The following is a 20,061-nucleotide window of genomic DNA, read 5'->3' as shown; positions in this document are numbered from 1 at the left end:
GGGCGGCGGGGGCGAGGAAACCCCCCGTCAACCGACCCGTGCCGCCTCCTGCCCCTCCGCTTCCCCCTCGGCGGCAGCCTTCCCGCCAGGGAACACCCTCGCCAGCCATCCCGACCGCCCCGCCGCCAGCGGCCCGAGAACGGCCAGCACGAGCACGTACCCCGCGATGAAGGGCGACAGCCGGGCGTCGAGCCCCGCCACCGCGGCCATCGTGGCGAGGATGAGGGCGAACTCGCCGCGAGCCAGGAGCGTGGTGGAGATGTTGGCGGCAGGGCCGGGCCCGAAGCCGTAGACACGGGCCGCGCCCAGCCCCGCCAGCACGTTCATGACCAGCGTCAGCGCCACCGCCGCCAGGACCGGCCACAGGACGGTCGGGAGGTCGCCCGGGTCGATGGAGAGCCCGAAGGCGAAGAAGAACATCGCGCCGAAGGCGTCCCGAAGCGGATGGACCAGCTTGAGTATGCGCGGTCCTGAGGCCGTGCTGCCGAGCATCAGGCCGACCATGAACGCCCCGATCGCGTCCGCGACCCCGAACCACTCCGAGACCCCCGCCATGAACACGGCCGCGCCGAGGAAGGAGATGACGAGCAACTCGTCGTCCTTGGTGTCGAAGAGGCGTCCCACGATCCGCGTACCGAAGCGGGCGGCGAGCGCCAGCAGCAGGAGGAAGGCGAAGGCCTTGCCGCCGTCCAGGACCGCCGCGCCGAGGGAGTCGGAGCCGGACAGGATCGGTTGGAGGGCCGCCAGGTAGAGGGCGAGGAAGACGTCCTCCACGACGATGATGCCGAGGATGGGCTTGGTCTCCGGGTTGCCGAGCCGCCCCGTGTCGACCAGCACTTTCGTGACGATCGCGGACGAGGAGATGCCGAGCACTCCGGCGAGCACCAGCGCCTCGGACGTACCCCAGCCGAGGGCGAAGCCGAAGCCCAGGCCCGCGCCGACGTTCAGGGCGAGGTAGGTCCCGCCGGCGAGTGCCATCCGGCGCCCGCCCGCTCTGAGGTCGTCCATGTGGAATTCGAGGCCGAGGTAGAAGAGCAGGAGCACCAGGCCCAACGCGGAGAGCATCTCCATGTCGTGCGGGTCGGAGACGAGCACGAAGCCGGGCGTGTGGGGGCCGAGCAGGATTCCGGCCAGGATGAAGAGGGGAATGGTGGGGAGCCCGATCCGGGCACCCGCGCGGGCGAGAACGGCGGCGGCCAGAAAGGCGCCGCCCATGGCGATCAGGAGCTCTGCGTGTCCGATGGGTCCGTTCCTCCATGGTCTGGTGAGTCAAGGGGAGGTCAAGGAAGCGTCAGTAGTTAGTTTACCAAATGATTAAGGATGGCAATGGGGCGCTGTTTGCGTGACGGTTCACGTGACGGGGGCACACTCGACACATGACCGACAACGAGTGCCCGACGCCCGGGGCCACTCCGCTGGCCCTCGCCGAAGTCGAGGCTCTGGCGTGCGACGCGCACGCGGCTCAGACCGACAAGGCGGGGCGCCCGTACGCCGAGCATCTGCGGGCGGTGGCCGACGGGGTCCGGGCCCGCGGCGGTGACGAGGAGCAGATCGCCGCCGCCTGGCTGCACGACTCGGTCGAGGACGACGCGCTCTCCGAGGACTGGCTGCGGGGGGCCGCGCTCTCCGCGCGTACGAAGGACATCGTGCTGGCCGTCACCAAGCGGGCGGGCGAGCCCCCGGAGGCGTACGCCGGGCGCGTACTGGCCACACCGGGAGCCCTACTGGTGAAGGAGTCCGACCTGGCCCACAACGCGGACCCGGCAAGACTGGCGACCCTGACCGAGCCGACCAGAACCCGCCTGACCCAGAAGTACGCGAAGATGCGCGAACTCCTGGGCCTTGCCGGGCCCGGCGCCCCAAAGGGGCGCGGGGAACTGCGCGCCCAGCCACAACGGACCCGCAGTCGGGGCTAGGGCTAGGGGCCCGGGGCTCAGGCCCTGGCCTTGGCCCGCTCCCGGGCCACCTCCGTGGCGTCCCGCCGAAACGCCCACTCCATCTTCGGCTCCATCGCGAAGCGGAACACCCGCTGTACGAACGGAGTGCACAACGCGGTGATGAAGGCCGCGGCGAAGACCGACACGAGCACCTCGCCGACCGGATGGTTCAGCCAGGCGTAGTCGTCGTACCAGCCCCAGAAACGGGAGCCCTTGGCCAGGAAGCCGTGCAGCAGGTAGCCGTACAGCGTGCCCGCGCCGAGCACCGTGAACCACATCTTGCGGCGCGGCACCCACGCGAAGAAGCACGACGTGAGCACCATCGAGCAGCCGAACATCGCGAGCGTCATCACGACACCCGCCCACCAGGGCGCGCCCAGCTCCTGGGCACTGTCACGGTGGTAGAACCAGGCCGAGTTCATGCGCGGCCCCGCCCAGTACGCGAAAGCCAGCGTGAGCGCGAGAACCGGCACCGACAGGACGCGGACCTCACGGCGCCGCATCAGCTGGAAGTGCTCCGGCTTCATGAACAGACCCACGACGAAGAACGGCAGGAACTGCAGAACGCGTTGGAGGTCCAGGTCGTCACCGATGTCGGGGGAGACGGAGGCGAGGACGGCGACGGCGAGCGCGAGCGGTACGGGCCAGCGCACGACCTTCCACAGCGGGACGGTCAGCCGCCACACGAACAACGCGACCAGGAACCAGGTGAGGTACCAGGGGTCCAGCAGGCTGATCGGGTGGCCCGGGTCGTCATCGGCCCACTTCTTGAAGAGGGAGTACGCCACCTCGAAGAGGACGTACGGCACGGCTATACCCGTGACCAGCCGCCGCAGCCGGTCGGGGCGCATGTCGAAACTGCGGGAGAAGTAGCCGGAGATGATGATGAAGGCCGGCATGTGGAAGGTGTAGACGACCATGTAGAGAGCCTCGGCGGCGCGGCTGTGGTCGGTCAGCGGTTCCCAGGCGTGGCCCATCGCGACGAACACGATCGCGAGGTACTTGGCGTTGTCGAAGAACGCGTCACGCTGCTTGGCGGGTCTGGCGTCCGGCCCGGCGGCGGTGCCCGCCTGCGGAGTCCGCGGCGTCTCGGACGGGCGCGGGCCCGGTACTCCCGGCGCCGGTGGCCGGGCCGGCGGGAGTGGAGCGCTCTGTTGGCCGTGCGGGCGGAGCGAGTTCGTCACAGACCCTCCCACCAGGAGCTGGGGGAGTCGATCCGCGACCTCGCTGCACATGCGGGGGACGAGGCAGCGTAGGACATCTGAGGCACCCTAGCGTTGTCTGTGGGATTCCGTAAAACCCCTGAGTCGATTCCTGCATATCCTCCTGCGGGTACCCGGTATTTGATGAAGTTGACATGGCGACGACTATGGCGATCCCCACACTGTGTACGGGTGTTACGCCCTGATTCGTCATGACTAAACATCGCATACCACCCGCGGGCGACTCTGGTGAAATGTCCGGTTGAGTCGCCTTTAGTGACCTGTTAATGACCCGCCGGCGACTGGCTGGTGACCCCTCCAGCAGGGTCATCGGTGTGCCTGTGGCAACAATTCGAATTACCTGCGAACAGGTTGTGTGCAGAGGTGGGTGGACATGGCAACGATCGCTCTTGATTTGTCGTGTGAGAGACCCCTCGAATTGCCGTACGGAGCCCGGCCGTTCGCGTCGACGGCCGATGGATGCCCCACCCGCCGCATACGGCGGGGCTGTTGGTGGCACGATGGTTCTGGCGGGGGTGTGCGGGGCTGCACCTCCGGGCCGGGAGAGCGGACCGACCGTAGGGTGTGATCAGTTGTGGCCATTTCGCTGTCAGTGGTGCTGCTGTTGGGGATCGTCCTGGTGGTGTTGATACGGGGTGGATCGATCAAGGGAGGGCCGGCGGTGGTAGCCGTGCTCTTCGGATTCTTCCTCGCGTCCACGGGCATGGCGGACGACATCCAACGGTTCCTCGACTCGGTGGCGGAGACCATCAACTCGATCCAGTTCTGAGCGGATTCGCACCAGCCCGAGCCCGGCACTCGAACAATCCCCCCGGCTCCCGGGCTTCCCGGCTCCCGGGCTTCCCGGGCCCTCCGGTGGACGCAGGGCGCCCGTGACCGTCGTACGACCTTGTCGTCGGCCGTACGACCCCTCGTCGAAGGAGCCCGCCGACATGGACCCGAAGACCACCGCCTGGCAGTTGCGCGAGAGCTGGGAGAGCCCGATCGGGACCCTCCGGTGGGACCGCCTCGGGCCGCAGGACGGCCTGCCGGTGGTGCTGCTGCACGGCACCCCGTTCTCGTCCTACGTGTGGCACGAGATCGCCCCGGCGCTGGCCGCCGAGGGGCACCGGGTCCACGTCTGGGACATGCCCGGCTACGGACAGTCCGGGAAGAGCGAAGGCCAGGACGTCTCGCTGAGGGCGCAGGGCGAGGTGTTCGCCGAACTCCTCGGTGTCTGGGGTCTTTCGAGGCCCTCGGTGGTCGCGCACGACTTCGGAGGCTGCGTCTCCCTTCGCGCGCACCTGCTCCACAAGGCCGAGTACCGGCGTCTCGCGCTGGTCGACCCCGTCGCGCTGGCGCCCTGGGGCTCGCCCTTCTTCCGCCTGGTCGCGGAGCACGCCGACGTCTTCGGCCGGCTCCCGGCCCCGCTGCACGAGGCCCTGGTCCGTGAGTACGTGAGTTCCGCGAGCCATCGCGGACTGCGGCCCGACGTCCTGGCCGGGCTGGTCGCCCCCTGGACGGACGAGGCGGGGCAGGCGGCGTTCTACCGGCAGATCGCCCAGGCCGACCAGCGTCACACCGACGAGATCCAGGACCTGTACCCCACGATGGCCCTGCCCGTCACGGTCTGCTGGGGCGCGGAGGACACCTGGCTCCCGCCCGCCCGCGGCGAGGAACTGGCCGCGCTGATCCCGGGCGCCCGCCTGCGCACGATCCCGGACGCCGGCCACCTCGTCCCGCTGGACGCCCCGGCCCGGCTGCTCGCCGCCCTGCTCACGTTCCTCGGCGACTGAGCCGGCCCGACACGGAGCAATGAACGGAAGAAAGAACGGAACAAAGAACGGAACAAACAGAGAACGGAACAAAGGGACCGGAAACGCGTCAGGGCCAGGCGGAGGAACGAACCTCCGACCTGGCCCTGACCTGTCGAGAGCGGGCGACGGGAATCGAACCCGCGTAGCTAGTTTGGAAGACTAGGGCTCTACCATTGAGCTACGCCCGCACACGTGCGCCGCAGGTCAGTGACACGCGGCACTGGAGCATCCTAGCGGGTCGTGCCCCCTCGTCGCACATCCCGTTCCGGTGGGTGGGGGCGCCCCGTGAAATGGGGGAGTCGCACGGTCCGCGGGCATGTACCCTACGTGTCGCACCAGACGGGGTGTGGCGCAGCTTGGTAGCGCGTCCGCTTTGGGAGCGGAAGGCCGTGGGTTCAAATCCCGCCACCCCGACCACCACGCCGGAACCAGCCTGCCGGACCGCAGTGCCGGACCTCCGTGCCGGGTCATCGCAAGATCACCTTTTGGGGCGTGTACCGGCTGCGGCTAGTATGCAGACTGCGCGCCCGTGTGTCTGCATTGTTACGTCCCTCAAGGGTCGCCAACAAGGGCCGCCAATCCACTGGGACTCCGCCGTATCCGGCAGGGATCGTCAGTGGAACCCCAAGAAGTCAGCCCCCAAGGAGACCGAACCGTGAAGAGCGCCGTGGAGACCCTGAACCCGACCCGGGTTCGGCTCAGCATCGAGGTGCCCTTCGAGGAGCTCAAGGACAGCCTCGACGCGGCGTACAAGAAGATCAACCAGCAGGTCACGGTGAAGGGGTTCCGGAAGGGCAAGATTCCGGCGCGCATCATCGACCAGCGGTTCGGCCGCGGTGCGGTTCTGGAGGAAGCGGTCAACGACGCGCTTCCGAAGTTCTACACCGACGCGGTCAACGAGTCCGAGCTGAACGTCCTCGGCCAGCCCGAGGTCGACATCACGGAGCTGAAGGACGGCGAGACGCTGAACTTCACCGCCGAGGTCGACATCCGTCCGACCATCGAGATCCCGGACTACTCCGGCATCGAGGTCGAGGTCGACGCCGTCGAGGTCGGCGAGGAGGACATCGACAAGGCCGTCGAGGAGCTGCGTGAGCGCTTCGCCTCGACCAGCCCCGTCGAGCGTGCCGCCGAGGAGGGTGACGTCGTCACCCTCGACCTGGAGGCCAAGGTCGACGGCGAGGTCCTGGAGGACGGCGTCGCGAGCGGCGTCTCCTACACCATCGGCTCCGGTGAGCTGCTGGAAGGCGTCGACGACGCCGTCACGGGCCTGGAGGCCGGTGGCGAGGCCACCTTCGCCTCCGAGCTCAAGGGCGGCTCGGCGGCCGGCAAGGAGTCCGAGGTCACCGTCAAGGTCACCCAGGTCGCCAAGCGTGAGCTGCCCGAGCTGGACGACGACTTCGCGCAGCTCGCGTCGGAGTTCGACACCCTCGAAGAGCTCCGCGCGGACAGCCGTAAGCGCCTTGAGAACATGAAGCAGTACGACCAGGCCACGCAGGCCCAGGAGCGAGTCCTGGAGAAGCTGCTGGAGCTCGTCGAGGTGCCCGTCCCCGAGAAGCTCCTTGAGGACGAGATCAACACCCGCAAGCACAACCTGGAGCACCACCAGCTCGGCCAGATGGGCCTGGACCTGGCGAGGTACCTGGAGATCCAGGGCCAGACGGCCGAGGAGTTCGAGGCCGAGACCAAGGAAGCCGCGGTCAAGGGCATCAAGACGCAGTTCGTCCTGGACGAGCTCGTCAACAAGGAGAAGCTGAACGTCAACCAGGAGGAGCTCACCGAGCACCTCATGCGGCGTGCGGCCTCCTCCAACATGTCCCCCGACCAGTTCGCCCAGCAGGTCGTCGAGGGCGGCCAGGTTCCGTTGCTGGTCGGCGAGGTCGCCCGCGGCAAGGCCCTTGCCGTGGTCGTCGAGGCCGCCACCGTCAAGGACACGAACGGCGAGATCGTGGACCTGGACGACGACGAGGACGAGGACGAGGTCTCTGCCGAGGGCTCGACCGAGGAAGCGGCTGAGGACGCCCCGGCGGCCGCCGACGCTCCCGAGGCCACCGAGGCCAAGCCTGAGGCCTGATCCGCCTCGTCAGTACGTACTGCGGGCCCCCAGGACACGTCCTGGGGGCCCGCAGGGCCTTCCAGGGGCGCGGGGAACTGCGCGACCAGCCCCCACGGGGCCGCAGTCGCGTCTGCCTCCGACGGCCGTTCGGCGGGTGCGGCTTGTCGTGGGTTGCTCGCGCAGTTCCCCGCGCCCCTGGTGGGGCGGGCCCCGGCGAATTCCCTGCTGAACCCAGCGGAGCGCATGCGCTCACAGCGAACAGTTCCTTCTCCGGGATTCCCCGGAGGGACCCGCGCGTTAGGGTCCATGAGTACGAGGGCGGGGTAGTCCCCGGAGCCGTCCGACACGGCACGCACACGGGGTCCCACGCCCCCAGCAGAAGACGTGTAGACGGCCCGGCGCCGTCGTAAGACGAGCAGGTGGATACGTGACGAATCTGATGCCCACAGCCGCCGGCGACCCCATCGGTGGTGGCCTCGGCGACCAGGTCTACAACCGGCTGCTCGGCGAGCGGATCATCTTCCTCGGCCAGGCGGTCGACGACGACATCGCCAACAAGATCACGGCGCAGCTGTTGCTCCTTGCCTCCGACCCGGAGAAGGACATCTTCCTCTACATCAACAGCCCCGGCGGCTCGATCACCGCCGGCATGGCGATCTACGACACCATGCAGTACATCAAGAACGACGTGGTGACGATCGCGATGGGCATGGCGGCCTCCATGGGCCAGTTCCTGCTGAGCGCGGGTACTCCGGGCAAGCGCTTCGCGCTGCCGAACGCGGAGATCCTGATCCACCAGCCCTCGGCCGGTCTCGCCGGTTCCGCGTCGGACATCAAGATCCACGCCGAGCGGCTGCTGCACACCAAGAAGCGGATGGCGGAGCTGACCTCCTTCCACACCGGCCAGACCGTGGAGCAGGTCACCCGCGACTCGGACCGGGACCGCTGGTTCGACCCGATCGAGGCCAAGGCGTACGGCCTCATCGACGACATCATGCCCACCGCTTCCGCAATGCCGGGTGGCGGCGGCACAGGGGCGGCGTAGGGCGGCTCACGCCGACCGGGCGTCGGCGCAGGCCGACACCAAGCCCCTCAGAGCCCCCAACCGACCGCCTCAGCCCTTACCAGGCTCTTCAGGAGACACAGTGAACGACTTCCCCGGCAGCGGACTTTACGCCCGGACGCAGGCCGAGTACACCGGTCCTCGCGCGGAGTCCCGTTACGTCATCCCGCGCTTCGTCGAGCGCACCTCGCAGGGCGTCCGTGAGTACGACCCGTACGCGAAGCTCTTCGAGGAGCGCGTGATCTTCCTCGGCGTGCAGATCGACGACGCCTCCGCCAACGACGTCATGGCGCAGCTGCTGTGCCTGGAGTCGATGGACCCCGACCGTGACATCTCGGTCTACATCAACAGCCCCGGCGGCTCCTTCACGTCGCTCACCGCGATCTACGACACGATGCAGTTCGTGAAGCCGGACATCCAAACTGTTTGCATGGGTCAGGCCGCCTCGGCCGCCGCGATCCTGCTCGCGGCCGGCACGCCGGGCAAGCGCATGGCCCTTCCGAACGCCCGTGTGCTGATCCACCAGCCGTACAGCGAGACCGGCCGCGGCCAGGTCTCGGACCTTGAGATCGCGGCCAACGAGATCCTCCGGATGCGCGCCCAGCTGGAAGACATGCTGGCCAAGCACTCGACGACGGCGATCGAGAAGATCCGCGAGGACATCGAGCGCGACAAGATCCTGACGGCCGAGGACGCCCTTGAGTACGGCCTGATCGACCAGATCATTTCGACCCGGAAGATGAACAACGCTTCGGTCGCGTGACGCAGCGCTGTATCGTCTGCCGCTCCTTGACGCGGTTCACGACAAAGTGAACCGCGCCAAGGGGGGCCCGAACGGGGGGCTCGGCAAGGTACCGTCGGACATAAGGCAGCACCAGGAGCCGCTGGACCTAGGCGTCTCCCAGGCGAAGGGGAAGCACACCGTGGCACGCATCGGTGACGGCGGCGATCTGCTCAAGTGCTCGTTCTGTGGCAAGAGCCAGAAGCAGGTCAAGAAGCTCATCGCAGGCCCTGGTGTGTACATCTGCGACGAGTGCATCGATCTCTGCAACGAGATCATCGAGGAAGAACTCGCGGAGACGAGCGAGGTGCGCTGGGAGGAACTGCCCAAGCCTCGTGAGATCTACGAATTCCTTGAGGGGTACGTCGTAGGCCAGGAGTCCGCCAAGAAGGCACTCTCGGTCGCGGTGTACAACCACTACAAGCGGGTCCAGGCCGGCGAGAACACCACGGGTCAAAGCCGTGAGGACGCCATCGAGTTGGCGAAGTCCAACATCCTGCTGCTCGGTCCGACGGGTTCCGGCAAGACACTCCTTGCCCAGACCCTGGCCCGCATGCTGAACGTCCCGTTCGCCATCGCCGACGCGACGGCGCTCACGGAGGCGGGGTACGTGGGCGAGGACGTCGAGAACATTCTGCTGAAGCTGATCCAGGCGGCGGACTACGACGTCAAGAAGGCCGAGACCGGCATCATCTACATCGACGAGATCGACAAGGTGGCTCGCAAGAGCGAGAACCCGTCGATCACGCGTGACGTGTCGGGCGAGGGCGTCCAGCAGGCCCTGCTGAAGATCCTGGAGGGCACCACGGCCTCCGTGCCTCCGCAGGGCGGACGCAAGCACCCGCACCAGGAGTTCATCCAGATCGACACGACGAACGTCCTGTTCATCGTGGGCGGCGCCTTCGCGGGCCTGGAGAAGCTCGTCGAGTCCCGCGCGGGAGCCAAGGGCATCGGCTTCGGCGCGACGATCCGCTCGAAGAAGGAACTTGAGGCGAAGGACCGCTTCGAGGACGTCATGCCCGAGGACCTGGTGAAGTTCGGCATGATTCCGGAGTTCATCGGCCGTCTCCCGGTCATCACGTCGGTCCACAACCTCGACCGCGAGGCCCTCCTCCAGATCCTGGTGGAGCCGCGCAACGCGCTGGTGAAGCAGTACCAGCGCCTCTTCGAACTGGACGGCGTGGAGCTGGACTTCGAGCGTGAGGCCCTTGAGGCCATCGCCGACCAGGCCATCCTCCGCCAGACCGGCGCGCGCGGTCTGCGCGCCATCATGGAAGAGGTCCTGCAGGCGGTGATGTACGAGGTCCCGTCCCGCAAGGACGTGGCCCGCGTCGTCATCACCTCGGAGGTCGTCCGCTCGAACGTGAACCCGACCCTGATCCCGCGCGACGCGCGCGGCCGGGGCCCGGGGGAGCAGAAGACCGCGTAGAGCGACGCGTACGGACGCACCGAAGCGAGTACGGCGAAGGGGCCCGGGTCGACCGACCGGGGCCCCTTCGCCGTTGTGTGCGCCTTCGCCGTTGTGTGTGGCGTCGGTCAGATCTTGACGCGGACTTCCTTGCGGAACTTGGCCGTTGTCTCGGCGGCCTCCGCCGGATCGGCGCTCTTGCCCGCCGCGATGTCCGCGAACTCCATCGGCATCACGAAGCCGATGGTGCTGTGGTCGCCCCAGATGCACATCGTGATCTTGACGTTCTTCGGCTCGCCCGCCTTGGCCTCGGAGTTGTCCACGTTGGCTTGCTGGCACTTGAGCACGGCGCCGTCGAGGGACGCGGGCTCGTACGCCTTCGGACTGCCGACCAGCGTGACCTCCGCGTCCGCGTCGCCTTCCTTGGACTGCTTCTCCATGTACGTGAACATCCCGTCGACGGCCTTCTCGGGGTCCTCGATCTCCCCGTACACGCCACCGAAGCTGAGTATCTTGCCGGCCAGCGGGTTGCTCTCGTCGCCCGCCGTGTAGGAGGCGCTGACGTCCTTGGGGTTCTTCACGCCCCAGGACTCGGCGTCCTTCAGGTCCGACTTGGTCATGCCGTCCTCGGAGTCGTCGCCCTTCTTGTACTCGGTGAGCACCGTCGCGGGAGTCGTCAGCTTGTGCGGGCCGTCGTCCGCGACGTCCCCGCCGCCGCTGTCGCTGCCGCCGATGACGAAGTACGCGCCGACGGCGATCGCGGCCACCACCGCCACCGCGCCGATGATCAGGCCCGTCTTCTTCTTGCCCCCGCCGGGAGCCGGCGGCATCGGGGCGCCGTAGGGAGCGCCGGGGGGCTGCTGGCCGTACGGCGGCTGCTGGCCGTAGCCGGGCTGCTGCGGAGGAGCTCCGGGAGGGGCCTGCTGCGGGTACCCGTAGCCCGGCTGCTGGCCGGGAGGCTGCTGCGGGTATCCGTAGCCGGGCTGGGGGGCCTGCGGCTGCTGGCCGTAAGGACCCGGTTGACCGTACGGTCCGGGCTGCTGGGGCTGCCCGTCGTACGGGCCCGGCTGGTTGTAGCTCATTCTGGGTTCCCCTCCAGATGCTTATGTGGCTCGAACATCCTCACCCAAGGGACGGGTGGCCGGCGCATCGGGGGCCGCACCGTTACCAAGTAATCGAGTTTCGGAGCGGGCCCGTGACACCTCTAAACTGAGTGGGTGACCGACAACGCTCAGCAGCAGCCGCCAGCCGACACCCCCGAACTGCCGACCCAGTACGCGCCGGCCGAGGTAGAGGGAGAGCTGTACGAGCGCTGGGTCGCACGGGGTTACTTCGCTGCCGACGCGAAGAGCGACAAGCCGCCGTACACCATCGTCATTCCGCCGCCGAACGTCACCGGGTCGCTGCACCTCGGACATGCCTTCGAGCACACGCTGATCGACGCCCTGACCCGTCGCAAGCGCATGCAGGGCTACGAGACGCTGTGGCAGCCCGGCATGGACCACGCCGGCATCGCCACCCAGAACGTGGTCGAGCGTGAGCTCGCCAAGGAGGGCAAGTCGCGCCACGATCTCGGGCGTGCGGCCTTCGTCGACCGTGTCTGGCAGTGGAAGGCGGAGTCCGGCGGTCAGATCGCCGGCCAGATGCGTCGTCTCGGCGACGGTGTCGCCTGGAACCGGGACCGCTTCACCATGGACGAGGGTCTCTCCAGGGCTGTCCAGACCGTCTTCAAGAAGATGTTCGACGACGGCCTGATCTACCGCGCCGAGCGCATCATCAACTGGTGCCCGCGCTGCCTCACCGCGATCTCGGACATCGAGGTGGACTACCAGGACGACGACGGTGAACTCGTCTCCATCAAGTACGGCGAAGGCGACCGGACCCTCGTCGTCGCGACGACCCGCGCCGAGACGATGCTCGGTGACACCGCGGTCGCGGTCCACCCCGACGACGAGCGGTACGCGTCGTTCATCGGCAAGCAGATCAAGCTGCCGCTGACCGACCGCACCATCCCCGTCGTCGCGGACACCCACGTCGACCCGGAGTTCGGCACCGGTGCCGTCAAGGTGACCCCGGCCCACGACCCGAACGACTTCGCCATCGGCCAGCGGCACGGCCTGGAGGCGCTGACCGTCATGGACGAGCGCGGTGTCATCACCGTGCACGGCCCGTTCGAGGGCCTCGACCGTTTCGAGGCCCGCTCCGCGATCGTCGCCGCCCTGCGCGCCGACGGGCGGATCGTCGCCGAGAAGCGCCCGTACGTCCACTCGGTGGGCCACTGCTCGCGCTGCAAGACGACGCTGGAACCGCGCCTGTCCCTGCAGTGGTGGGTCAAGGTCGAGACGCTCGCCAAGGCGGCCGGTGACGCGGTCCGCGACGGAGACGTGAACATCCACCCCGCCGACATGTCGCAGCGGTACTTCGACTGGGTCGACAACCTCAACGACTGGTGCATCTCACGGCAGTTGTGGTGGGGCCACCGCATCCCGGTCTGGCACGGCCCGAACGGCGAGACGGTCTGCGTCGGCCCCGACGAGCAGCCGCCGGCCGGCGAGGGCTGGACCCAGGACACCGACGTCCTCGACACGTGGTTCTCGTCGGGCCTGTGGCCCTTCTCCACCCTCGGCTGGCCGGAGCGGACCCCGGACCTGGAGAAGTTCTATCCGAACTCCGTCCTCGTCACCGGGTACGACCTCATGTTCTTCTGGGTCGCCCGCATGATGATGTTCGGCCTGTACGTGATGGACGGCCAGGCGCCTTTCCGCACCATCGCGCTCCACGGCATGGTCCGCGACGAGCTCGGCAAGAAGATGTCGAAGTCCTACGGCAACACCGTGAACCCGCTGGACTGGATGGACAAGTACGGCTCCGACGCCGTCCGCTTCACCCTGGCCCGCGGAGCCAACCCCGGTACGGACGTGCCGATCGGCGAGGACTGGGTCCAGGCGTCCCGCAACTTCGCCAACAAGCTCTGGAACGCGACGCGGTTCGCGCTGATGAACGGCGCGACGGTCGAAGGGCCGCTCCCCGACCCGTCCGAGATGTCGGCGACGGACCGGTGGATCCTCTCCCGCCTCAACGAGACCGTCGCGGAAGCCGACGCGTTCTACGACGACTACCAGTTCGCGAAGCTCTCCGACGCGCTGTACCACTTCGCCTGGGACGAGGTCTTCGACTGGTACGTCGAGCTGTCGAAGACGACGTTCATGGCGGGCGGCGCCGCCGCCGACGTCAGCAAGCGGGTCCTCGGCGAGGTCCTGGACGTCACGCTGCGGCTGCTGCACCCGGTCGTCCCGTTCGTCACGGAGACCCTCTGGACCACCCTCACGGGCGGCGAGTCCGTCGTGATCGCCGACTGGCCCAAGGACAGCGGCTACCGCGACGCCGGCGCCGAGCGGGAGATCGAGTCGCTTCAGCAGGTCATCACGGAGGTCCGCCGCTTCCGTGCCGACCAGGGGCTGCAGCCCGGCCAGCGGGTGCCGGCCCGGCTGACCCTCGACGGGACGGCCTTCGCCGCGCACGAGGCGGCCATCCGCCAGCTGCTGCGTCTGCAGCCCGAGGGCGAGGCCTTCGAGGCGACGGCGACCCTGCCGGTCGCGGGCGCGCAGGTCGCGCTCGACCTCTCCGGCACGATCGACGTGGCGGCGGAGCGCAAGCGCCTCGCGAAGGATCTGGCCGCCGCGGAGAAGGAGAAGGTGCAGGCGAACGCCAAGCTGGGGAACGAGGCGTTCCTGGCGAAGGCGCCGGATCAGGTCGTGGACAAGATCCGGGCGCGGCTTGCCAAGGCGGACGAGGACATCACCCGGCTTCAGGCCCAGCTGGAGGGGCTGCCTGTGGCGTAGTCGCCGCCGGCTGGGGTGCGGGTGTGTACGTGGCCGAGGGCCCCGGAACCGGTGGTTCCGGGGCCCTCGGCCTGCCCATGCCCTGTCGTCGGGTGCGGGCCCGTTGTGGCTGGTCGCGCAGTTCCCCGTGCCCCTGAAAAGCAGGGGCGCGGCCCCCTGCGCTTGTCGGGGCGCGGCACGACGCGGGCGGCGGTTCCTGTGAGGCGTGGGCTCCGTAGACTGGGTGGGTGAGTGAGTTTTCGCGCGACAGCAGTGAGTCCGACCCGGACGACGTCTCCGATCCGTTCGACGAGATCGTCGAGGCCGAGACGGGACGTGATCCCGACCTGGCCGTGATCGAGGCCGGCAGCCGCACCCTGCGCACGCGGGGCGGCCCGCCGCCGGCCGACATCCCCGCGCGCCCCGACGACCCGGAGGCCGACAAGGCGCTGCGCCAGGTCGAGGCCGAGCTCGCCACGCGGTGGGGCGAGACCAAGCTGGAGCCGTCCGTGACGCGGATCGCCGCGCTCATGGACGTACTCGGCGAGCCGCAGCGCGCGTACCCCGCGATCCACATCACGGGGACCAACGGCAAGACGTCGACGGCCCGCATGATCGAGGCCCTGCTCGGCGCCTTCGACCTGCGCACCGGCCGGTACACCTCGCCGCACGTCCAGTCGATCACCGAGCGGATCAGCCTGGACGGGGCGTCGATCCCGGCCGAGCGGTTCGTGGAGACGTACCAGGACATCCAGCCGTACGTCGAGATGGTCGACGCAGGTCAGGAGTTCCGCCTCTCCTTCTTCGAGGTGCTCACGGGCATGGCGTACGCGGCCTTCGCGGACGCGCCCGTCGACGTGGCCGTCGTGGAGGTCGGGATGGGCGGCAGCTGGGACGCCACGAACGTCATCGACGGGGATGTCGCCGTGGTGACCCCCATCGATCTGGACCACACCGACCGGCTGGGGGAGACCCCGGGGGAGATCGCCAAGGAGAAGGCGGGCATCGTCAAGCAGGGGGCCACGGTCATCCTGGCCCAGCAGCCCGTCGACGCCGCCCAGGTGCTGCTCAAGAAGGCCGTCGAGGTCGATGCCACCGTGGCCCGTGAAGGGCTTGAGTTCGGTGTGGTGAGCCGGCAGGTCGCGGTCGACGGCCAGTTGCTGACGCTCCGCGGTCTCGGCGGGGAGTACGAAGCGGTCTACCTCCCGCTGCACGGGGCGTACCAGGCGCACAACGCCGCGGTGGCGCTCGCCGCCGTGGAGGCGTTCTTCGGCGTCGGGTCGCAGCGGCCCGAGCCGCTCGACATCGACACGATCCGCAAGGCCTTCGCGTCGGTCACCTCGCCGGGGCGGCTGGAGATCGTGCGCCGGTCGCCGACCGTCGTGCTGGACGCCGCGCACAACCCGGCGGGCGCCCGCGCGACCGCCGAGGCGATCCGTGAGGTCTTCGACTTCAGCCGGCTGATCGGCATCGTCGGGTCGAGCGGCGACAAGAACGTACGAGGGCTCCTTGAGGCCTTCGAGCCGATCTTCACCGAGGTCGTCGTCACGCAGAACTCCAGCCATCGCGCGATGGACACGGACGAGCTCGCCGCGATCGCCGTCGAGGTGTTCGGGGCGGACCGGGTGCAGGTCGAGCCCCGTCTCGACGACGCTCTGGAGGCCGCGATCACGCTGGCCGAGGTGGAGGGCGAGTACGCGGGCGGTGGTGTCCTCGTGACCGGTTCCGTCATCACGGTCGGCGAGGCCCGGCTGCTGCTGGGGAGGGGCTGAGCCATGCGGACGCTCTGTGCTTCGACGCTGATCGGCGAGTTCTTCGTGATCGGGTTCGCCGGGCTCGTGGCGATGAAGGACCCCGACCTGTCCATGACCACGGTCTGGACGGTGAGCGGGATCGCGATGGTGCTGTGCCTGCTCCTGTGCGGGGTGATCACGCGGCCGGGAGGCATCCAGCTGGGCTGGGCGCTGCAGATCGCGCTGATCGCGAGCGGGTTGGTGGTGCCGGTGATGTTCTTCCTCGGTGCCGTCTTCGCCGCGCTGTGGTGGGCCTCGGTCCACTACGGGCGGAAGGTGGAGGAAGCGAAGGCGCGGTTTGCTGCGCAGGCTGGGGTGGAGGGGTAGGAGGGGGTGCCTCCGCCCTCGAATGCCTGCGGTGGGTGTCCGGCGGGGGTATGTCGGCTGTGTGTCGGGTGCGGGTCGGTGGGGGCTTGTCGCGCAGTTCCCCGCGCCCCTGAAAGGCGGGGCTGCGCCCCTGCCCTTCAGGGGCCGTAGCACCTGACACTGCGTAACACGCACCCTGACACGCCCTGTAGCCTCGTCATCCGCACATCTGTGACCCTGAAGGAGCCACCACCGTGAGCCAGCGCACCCTCGTCCTTCTCAAGCCCGACGCGGTCCGTCGTGGCCTGACCGGCGAGATCATCGGCCGTATCGAGCGCAAGGCGGGCTGGCGGATCACCGCGCTGGAGCTGCGCACCCTGGACCAGGACACGCTGGAGCAGCACTACGGGGAGCACAAGGGCAAGCCCTTCTACGAGCCGCTGGTCACCTTCATGGCGTCCGGCCCGGTCGTGGCGCTGGTCGTCGAGGGGGAGCGCGTCATCGAGGGCGTACGGGCGCTCGCGGGTCCGACCGACCCGATCGCCGCGGCTCCCGGCTCCATCCGTGGGGACTTCGGTGTCATCGTCCGGGAGAACCTGATCCACGCCTCCGACTCCGAGGAGTCCGCCGAGCGCGAGCTGAAGATCTTCTTCCCCGGCCTGGTGTGACGACCTTCCTTTCTGGTCCGGCGTGACGGCACCGGGTGTGAAAATCTTCTGAAGCCTTGTCAGACAGGTAGGCGTCTGACCTGCGGTCTGCGCAGAATGGTCGCTACCCACCGGCATATGCGTGGCGATCGGGGGAACGGGTTGCTCCGATGGCCCGTCTCCAGGAGCGAGGCGCTGCGTCATCTGGTGACAATGGCGAAGACCCTCGCGCAGTGTTCGTGCAGGCGAGACTACGATGGAAGCCTTCACGTCACAGCGCTCACCCTCGCCGTCCTAAAAAGCCATCAAAAGCTCCACTTGGGAAGGCCAGACGAATCCTGATGGGGAACTCAATGTCGTTCATCGGCCGTGACATGGCTGTCGACCTCGGGACCGCCAACACGCTGGTGTACGTCAGGGGTCGCGGGATCGTACTCAACGAGCCGTCAGTCGTCGCGATCAACACCAACACCGGCGGCATCCTCGCGGTCGGCGCGGAAGCGAAGAAGATGATCGGGCGGACGCCGGGCAACATCGTTGCCGTGCGCCCACTGAGAGACGGCGTCATCGCCGACTTCGAGATCACCGAGCGCATGCTCCGCTACTTCATCCTGAAGATCCACAAGCGGCGCTACCTCGCCCGTCCCCGCGTCGTCGTCTGCGTGCCGTCCGGCATCACGGGCGTCGAGCGCCGCGCCGTCATCGAGGCGTCGTCCCAGGCCGGCGCCCGCCAGGTGCACATCATCGAGGAGCCCATGGCCGCGGCCATCGGCTCCGGCCTGCCGGTCCACGAGGCCACGGGCAACATGGTGGTGGACATCGGCGGCGGCACCACCGAGGTCGCGGTCATCTCGCTCGGCGGAATCGTCACGGCACAGTCCATCCGCGTGGCAGGCGACGAGCTGGACAACGCGATCATCCAGCACATCAAGAAGGAGTACTCGCTCCTTCTCGGTGAGCGGACGGCCGAGCAGATCAAGATCACGATCGGTTCCGCGTACGACCTCGACAAGGACGAACACACCGAGATCCGCGGCCGGGACCTGGTCTCCGGCCTCCCGAAGACCGTCGTCATCTCGGCGGCCGAAGTGCGCAAGGCCATCGAGGAACCGGTCAACGCGATCATCGACGCCGTCAAGACCACCCTCGACAAGTGCCCGCCGGAGCTGTCCGGCGACGTCATGGACCGCGGAATCGTACTCACCGGCGGCGGCGCCCTGCTGCGCGGCCTCGACGAGCGGCTGCGCCGCGAGACGGGCATGCCGATCCACATCGCCGAGGACCCGCTGGACAGCGTGGCGCTCGGCGCCGGCAAGTGCGTAGAGGAATTCGAGGCGCTTCAGCAGGTACTGGACGCCCAGCCGCGCAGATGACGTAACTCTTCGATTCCGCCGTACGAGATGATCCCTTCTCGTACGGCGGATCGCTGATATTGAGACATAAGCTCCCCCATAAGACCCCCGTAGACCCGTAGACCCGTAGACCCGTAGACCTGAAGACCCGCGGGACGACGCCGCCGGGTGAGCCATACACGAATTCCGACGAGGAAGGCACGGCCGCCGCACGTGAGGGACACACGAGAGAGCCGGCTGCTCCTGGTGCTGCTGATCGCCATCGCGTTCGCATTGATCACGGTGGACATCCGCGGTGGTGAGGACTCCCCGGTGGACGGTGCCCGCCGCGGCGCCGCCACGGTCTTCGGCCCGATCGAGGACGGGGTGTCGACCGCGGTCGATCCCGTCGGCAACGCGATCCAGGCCGTGAAGGACTCCGGCGGCCGCCACGACCGCGTCGCCCGACTGGAGCGCGACAACGCCGAGTTGAAGGCGAAACTGGGCAGCGACGACCGCAACCGCAGCCGTCTGGGACAGTTCGACAAGATGCTCAAGACGGCGGGCGCCGGGCAGTACGGGATCAAGGGCGCCGAGGTCATCGCCATAGGAGCGGCCCAGGGCTTCTCCTGGACCGTCACCATCGACGTCGGCGCCAACGACGGCGTCCAGCGCGACATGACCGTACTCAACGGAGACGGACTGGTCGGGCGCGTCACCACCGTGGGCCCCCGCACCGCCACCGTGCTGCTCGCCAACGACCCCGACTTCACGGTCGGTACGCGTATGGAGTCCACCGACGAGCTCGGCTTCGCCGCCGGCCAGGGCGACCGTCCGCTGCGCGTGGAACTGCTCAACGGCAAGGCCAAGATCAAGAAGGGCGACCGCCTGGTCACCTTCGGCTCCCAGGCCGACAAGCCGTTCGTGCCCGGCGTCCCCGTCGGCCTGGTCTCCCGCGTCGACCCCTCCGGCGGCGACCTGACCCGCACGATCTACGTCACGCCGTTCGTGTCCTTCTCCAAGCTCGACATCGTCGGTGTCGTCGTCCAGGCCCCGCGCAAGGACCCGCGCGACGAGGTGCTGCCGCCCAAACCGAAGCCAACGCCCACGCCCACCGTGACCGTGACGGTCACACCCTCGGGCGAAGCGTCCGCCGACGGCCTGCAGCAAGAGCAGTAGGAGCTGAGTTCCCCATGCGCTTCAACCGAATGCTGCTCTCCGCGACCCTGGTGATCGTCGCCCTGGTGATCCAGGTCAGCGTCCTGGCCCGGCTGCACCTGCCGGGCGCCGTACCGGACCTCCTGCTGCTCACCGTCCTCGGCCTCGCCCTGGTCTACGGCCACGTCGGCGGCGCCCTCGTCGGCTTCGGCGCCGGGCTGCTCGCCGACCTGGCCCCGCCCGCCGACCACGCCGCCGGGCGCTACGCCCTCGTGCTGTGCGTCATCGGCTACCTCGCCGGACTCGCCAAGCCCGACAACGGCAGGCTCAGATCCGCGACGGGCCCGATGGCCGTGGTCGTGGCCGCCGCGGTCGGCTCCACCCTCCTGTACGCGGGAGTGGGCGCCCTCGTCGGCGACACCGCAGCGCGCCATGTGGGCCTCGGCAACCTGCTGTTCACGGCCGCCCTGTACGACCTGCTCCTCGCCCCGTTCGTGGTCCCCGGGATCATGGCCCTGGCCCGGCGCGCGGAGAACGATCCGCTCGCCGACACCAGCGCTTCCGCCAAGCCCGCCGACGTCGCCGCGGGCTGGCTCACCGCCGGCACGGGCCTGCGCATCGGCAGCCAGCGCGGCGGACTCAGAGTGAAGGCGGCCAAGGCGCGGGCGGCCCGGGCGGGACGGATCAAGGGGGTCAAGCGGCTGTGACAGCGGCACTCACGACACCAGCACACCGCACGAC

The 20,061-nt window shown here is 68.5% G+C and carries 17 protein-coding genes and 2 tRNA genes; 15 read left to right on the top strand and 4 right to left on the bottom strand.

Annotation, left to right across the window (positions count from 1 at the left end):
• Positions 1 to 27: 27 nt before the first annotated feature.
• Entirely contained in the window at positions 28 to 1,215 is a 1,188-nt protein-coding gene (locus AOK01_RS08180; protein WP_055509981.1) for a cation:proton antiporter, read from the bottom strand.
• A gap of 161 nt (positions 1,216 to 1,376) precedes the next feature.
• Here AOK01_RS08180 and AOK01_RS08175 point away from each other — a divergent pair, with 161 nt between their 5' ends.
• A complete protein-coding gene (locus AOK01_RS08175; RefSeq protein WP_055509979.1) occupies positions 1,377 to 1,916 on the top strand; it encodes an HD domain-containing protein in 540 nt (179 codons plus the stop codon).
• 17 nt (positions 1,917 to 1,933) lie between these two features.
• Here the strand turns inward: AOK01_RS08175 and AOK01_RS08170 are convergent, their stop codons facing one another.
• Positions 1,934 to 3,121, bottom strand: a complete 1,188-nt coding sequence (locus AOK01_RS08170) for an acyltransferase family protein (protein ID WP_055509977.1) — start codon at positions 3,119 to 3,121, stop codon at positions 1,934 to 1,936.
• Between the two features lie 613 nt (positions 3,122 to 3,734).
• Here AOK01_RS08170 and AOK01_RS08165 point away from each other — a divergent pair.
• Both AOK01_RS08165 and AOK01_RS08160 read left to right on the top strand, forming a co-directional pair.
• Positions 3,735 to 3,929 carry a hypothetical protein gene (locus tag AOK01_RS08165; protein WP_055509976.1) on the top strand — a complete coding sequence of 65 codons (195 nt, stop codon included), beginning with the start codon at positions 3,735 to 3,737 and terminating at the stop codon, positions 3,927 to 3,929.
• Between the two features lie 163 nt (positions 3,930 to 4,092).
• Positions 4,093 to 4,935 carry an alpha/beta fold hydrolase gene (locus AOK01_RS08160; protein ID WP_055509974.1) on the top strand — a complete coding sequence of 281 codons (843 nt, stop codon included), beginning with the start codon at positions 4,093 to 4,095 and terminating at the stop codon, positions 4,933 to 4,935.
• 138 nt (positions 4,936 to 5,073) lie between these two features.
• Here AOK01_RS08160 and AOK01_RS08155 read toward each other — a convergent pair.
• Positions 5,074 to 5,144 (bottom strand) — tRNA-Gly (locus AOK01_RS08155).
• A gap of 152 nt (positions 5,145 to 5,296) precedes the next feature.
• On the opposite strand from AOK01_RS08155, the gene AOK01_RS08150 reads away from it, so the two are divergent.
• The 5 genes from AOK01_RS08150 (at position 5,297) to clpX (ending at position 10,285) form a co-directional block, all read left to right on the top strand.
• Positions 5,297 to 5,373 (top strand) — tRNA-Pro (locus tag AOK01_RS08150).
• A 238-nt stretch (positions 5,374 to 5,611) separates the two neighbouring features.
• Positions 5,612 to 7,030, top strand: coding sequence for a trigger factor (gene tig, locus AOK01_RS08145; RefSeq protein WP_055509972.1), 1,419 nt, complete (start codon positions 5,612 to 5,614; stop codon positions 7,028 to 7,030).
• Between the two features lie 421 nt (positions 7,031 to 7,451).
• On the top strand, positions 7,452 to 8,057 hold the full coding sequence (locus AOK01_RS08140) for an ATP-dependent Clp protease proteolytic subunit (protein WP_055509987.1): 606 nt from the start codon (positions 7,452 to 7,454) through the stop codon (positions 8,055 to 8,057).
• Positions 8,058 to 8,157: 100 nt separating this feature from the next.
• Positions 8,158 to 8,838, top strand: a complete 681-nt coding sequence (locus AOK01_RS08135; RefSeq protein ID WP_055509969.1) for an ATP-dependent Clp protease proteolytic subunit — start codon at positions 8,158 to 8,160, stop codon at positions 8,836 to 8,838.
• Between the two features lie 160 nt (positions 8,839 to 8,998).
• Positions 8,999 to 10,285, top strand: coding sequence for an ATP-dependent Clp protease ATP-binding subunit ClpX (gene clpX / locus AOK01_RS08130; protein WP_055509985.1), 1,287 nt, complete (start codon positions 8,999 to 9,001; stop codon positions 10,283 to 10,285).
• 107 nt (positions 10,286 to 10,392) lie between these two features.
• Here the strand turns inward: clpX and AOK01_RS08125 are convergent, their stop codons facing one another.
• A complete protein-coding gene (locus AOK01_RS08125; RefSeq protein WP_055509967.1) occupies positions 10,393 to 11,346 on the bottom strand; it encodes a hypothetical protein in 954 nt (317 codons plus the stop codon).
• 135 nt (positions 11,347 to 11,481) lie between these two features.
• Here AOK01_RS08125 and AOK01_RS08120 point away from each other — a divergent pair, with 135 nt between their 5' ends.
• From AOK01_RS08120 to mreD, 7 genes are all read left to right on the top strand, one after another.
• Positions 11,482 to 14,106 (top strand): valine--tRNA ligase, encoded by a 2,625-nt coding sequence (locus AOK01_RS08120; protein WP_055509965.1) that lies wholly within the window; start codon positions 11,482 to 11,484, stop codon positions 14,104 to 14,106.
• Positions 14,107 to 14,333: 227 nt separating this feature from the next.
• The gene (gene folC / locus AOK01_RS08115; RefSeq protein ID WP_055509963.1) at positions 14,334 to 15,857 is read left to right on the top strand and encodes a bifunctional tetrahydrofolate synthase/dihydrofolate synthase; all 1,524 of its coding nucleotides are present in this window, start codon (positions 14,334 to 14,336) and stop codon (positions 15,855 to 15,857) included.
• A 3-nt stretch (positions 15,858 to 15,860) separates the two neighbouring features.
• Entirely contained in the window at positions 15,861 to 16,205 is a 345-nt protein-coding gene (locus tag AOK01_RS08110) for a DUF4233 domain-containing protein (RefSeq protein WP_055509961.1), read from the top strand.
• 233 nt (positions 16,206 to 16,438) lie between these two features.
• Positions 16,439 to 16,852, top strand: coding sequence for a nucleoside-diphosphate kinase (ndk, locus tag AOK01_RS08105; RefSeq protein WP_055509959.1), 414 nt, complete (start codon positions 16,439 to 16,441; stop codon positions 16,850 to 16,852).
• 332 nt (positions 16,853 to 17,184) lie between these two features.
• Entirely contained in the window at positions 17,185 to 18,204 is a 1,020-nt protein-coding gene (locus tag AOK01_RS08100; protein ID WP_055509957.1) for a rod shape-determining protein, read from the top strand.
• A gap of 192 nt (positions 18,205 to 18,396) precedes the next feature.
• Positions 18,397 to 19,341 carry a rod shape-determining protein MreC gene (mreC, locus tag AOK01_RS08095; RefSeq protein ID WP_055509955.1) on the top strand — a complete coding sequence of 315 codons (945 nt, stop codon included), beginning with the start codon at positions 18,397 to 18,399 and terminating at the stop codon, positions 19,339 to 19,341.
• A 14-nt stretch (positions 19,342 to 19,355) separates the two neighbouring features.
• Complete coding sequence (gene mreD / locus AOK01_RS08090) at positions 19,356 to 20,027, top strand: rod shape-determining protein MreD (protein ID WP_055509953.1); 672 nt, start codon at positions 19,356 to 19,358, stop codon at positions 20,025 to 20,027.
• The last annotated feature ends 34 nt before the right edge of the window (positions 20,028 to 20,061 follow it).

This window comes from Streptomyces aurantiacus, from assembly GCF_001418335.1.
Taxonomy (GTDB): Bacteria; Actinomycetota; Actinomycetes; order Streptomycetales; family Streptomycetaceae; genus Streptomyces; species Streptomyces aurantiacus.
This window is presented reverse-complemented; position numbering and strand designations above follow the sequence as displayed.

Excerpts from the sequence above, each read along its gene's own strand:
- AOK01_RS08180 (WP_055509981.1), bottom strand. The coding sequence starts at position 1,215 with ATGGGCGGCGCCTTTCTGGCCGCCGCCGTTCTCGCCCGCGCGGGTGCC.
- AOK01_RS08175 (WP_055509979.1), top strand. The coding sequence starts at position 1,377 with ATGACCGACAACGAGTGCCCGACGCCCGGGGCCACTCCGCTGGCCCTC.
- AOK01_RS08160 (WP_055509974.1), top strand. The coding sequence starts at position 4,093 with ATGGACCCGAAGACCACCGCCTGGCAGTTGCGCGAGAGCTGGGAGAGC.
- AOK01_RS08140 (WP_055509987.1), top strand. The coding sequence starts at position 7,452 with ATGCCCACAGCCGCCGGCGACCCCATCGGTGGTGGCCTCGGCGACCAG.
- AOK01_RS08125 (WP_055509967.1), bottom strand. The coding sequence starts at position 11,346 with ATGAGCTACAACCAGCCGGGCCCGTACGACGGGCAGCCCCAGCAGCCC.
- AOK01_RS08110 (WP_055509961.1), top strand. The coding sequence starts at position 15,861 with ATGCGGACGCTCTGTGCTTCGACGCTGATCGGCGAGTTCTTCGTGATC.
- AOK01_RS08100 (WP_055509957.1), top strand. The coding sequence starts at position 17,185 with ATGTCGTTCATCGGCCGTGACATGGCTGTCGACCTCGGGACCGCCAAC.
- mreD (WP_055509953.1), top strand. The coding sequence starts at position 19,356 with ATGCGCTTCAACCGAATGCTGCTCTCCGCGACCCTGGTGATCGTCGCC.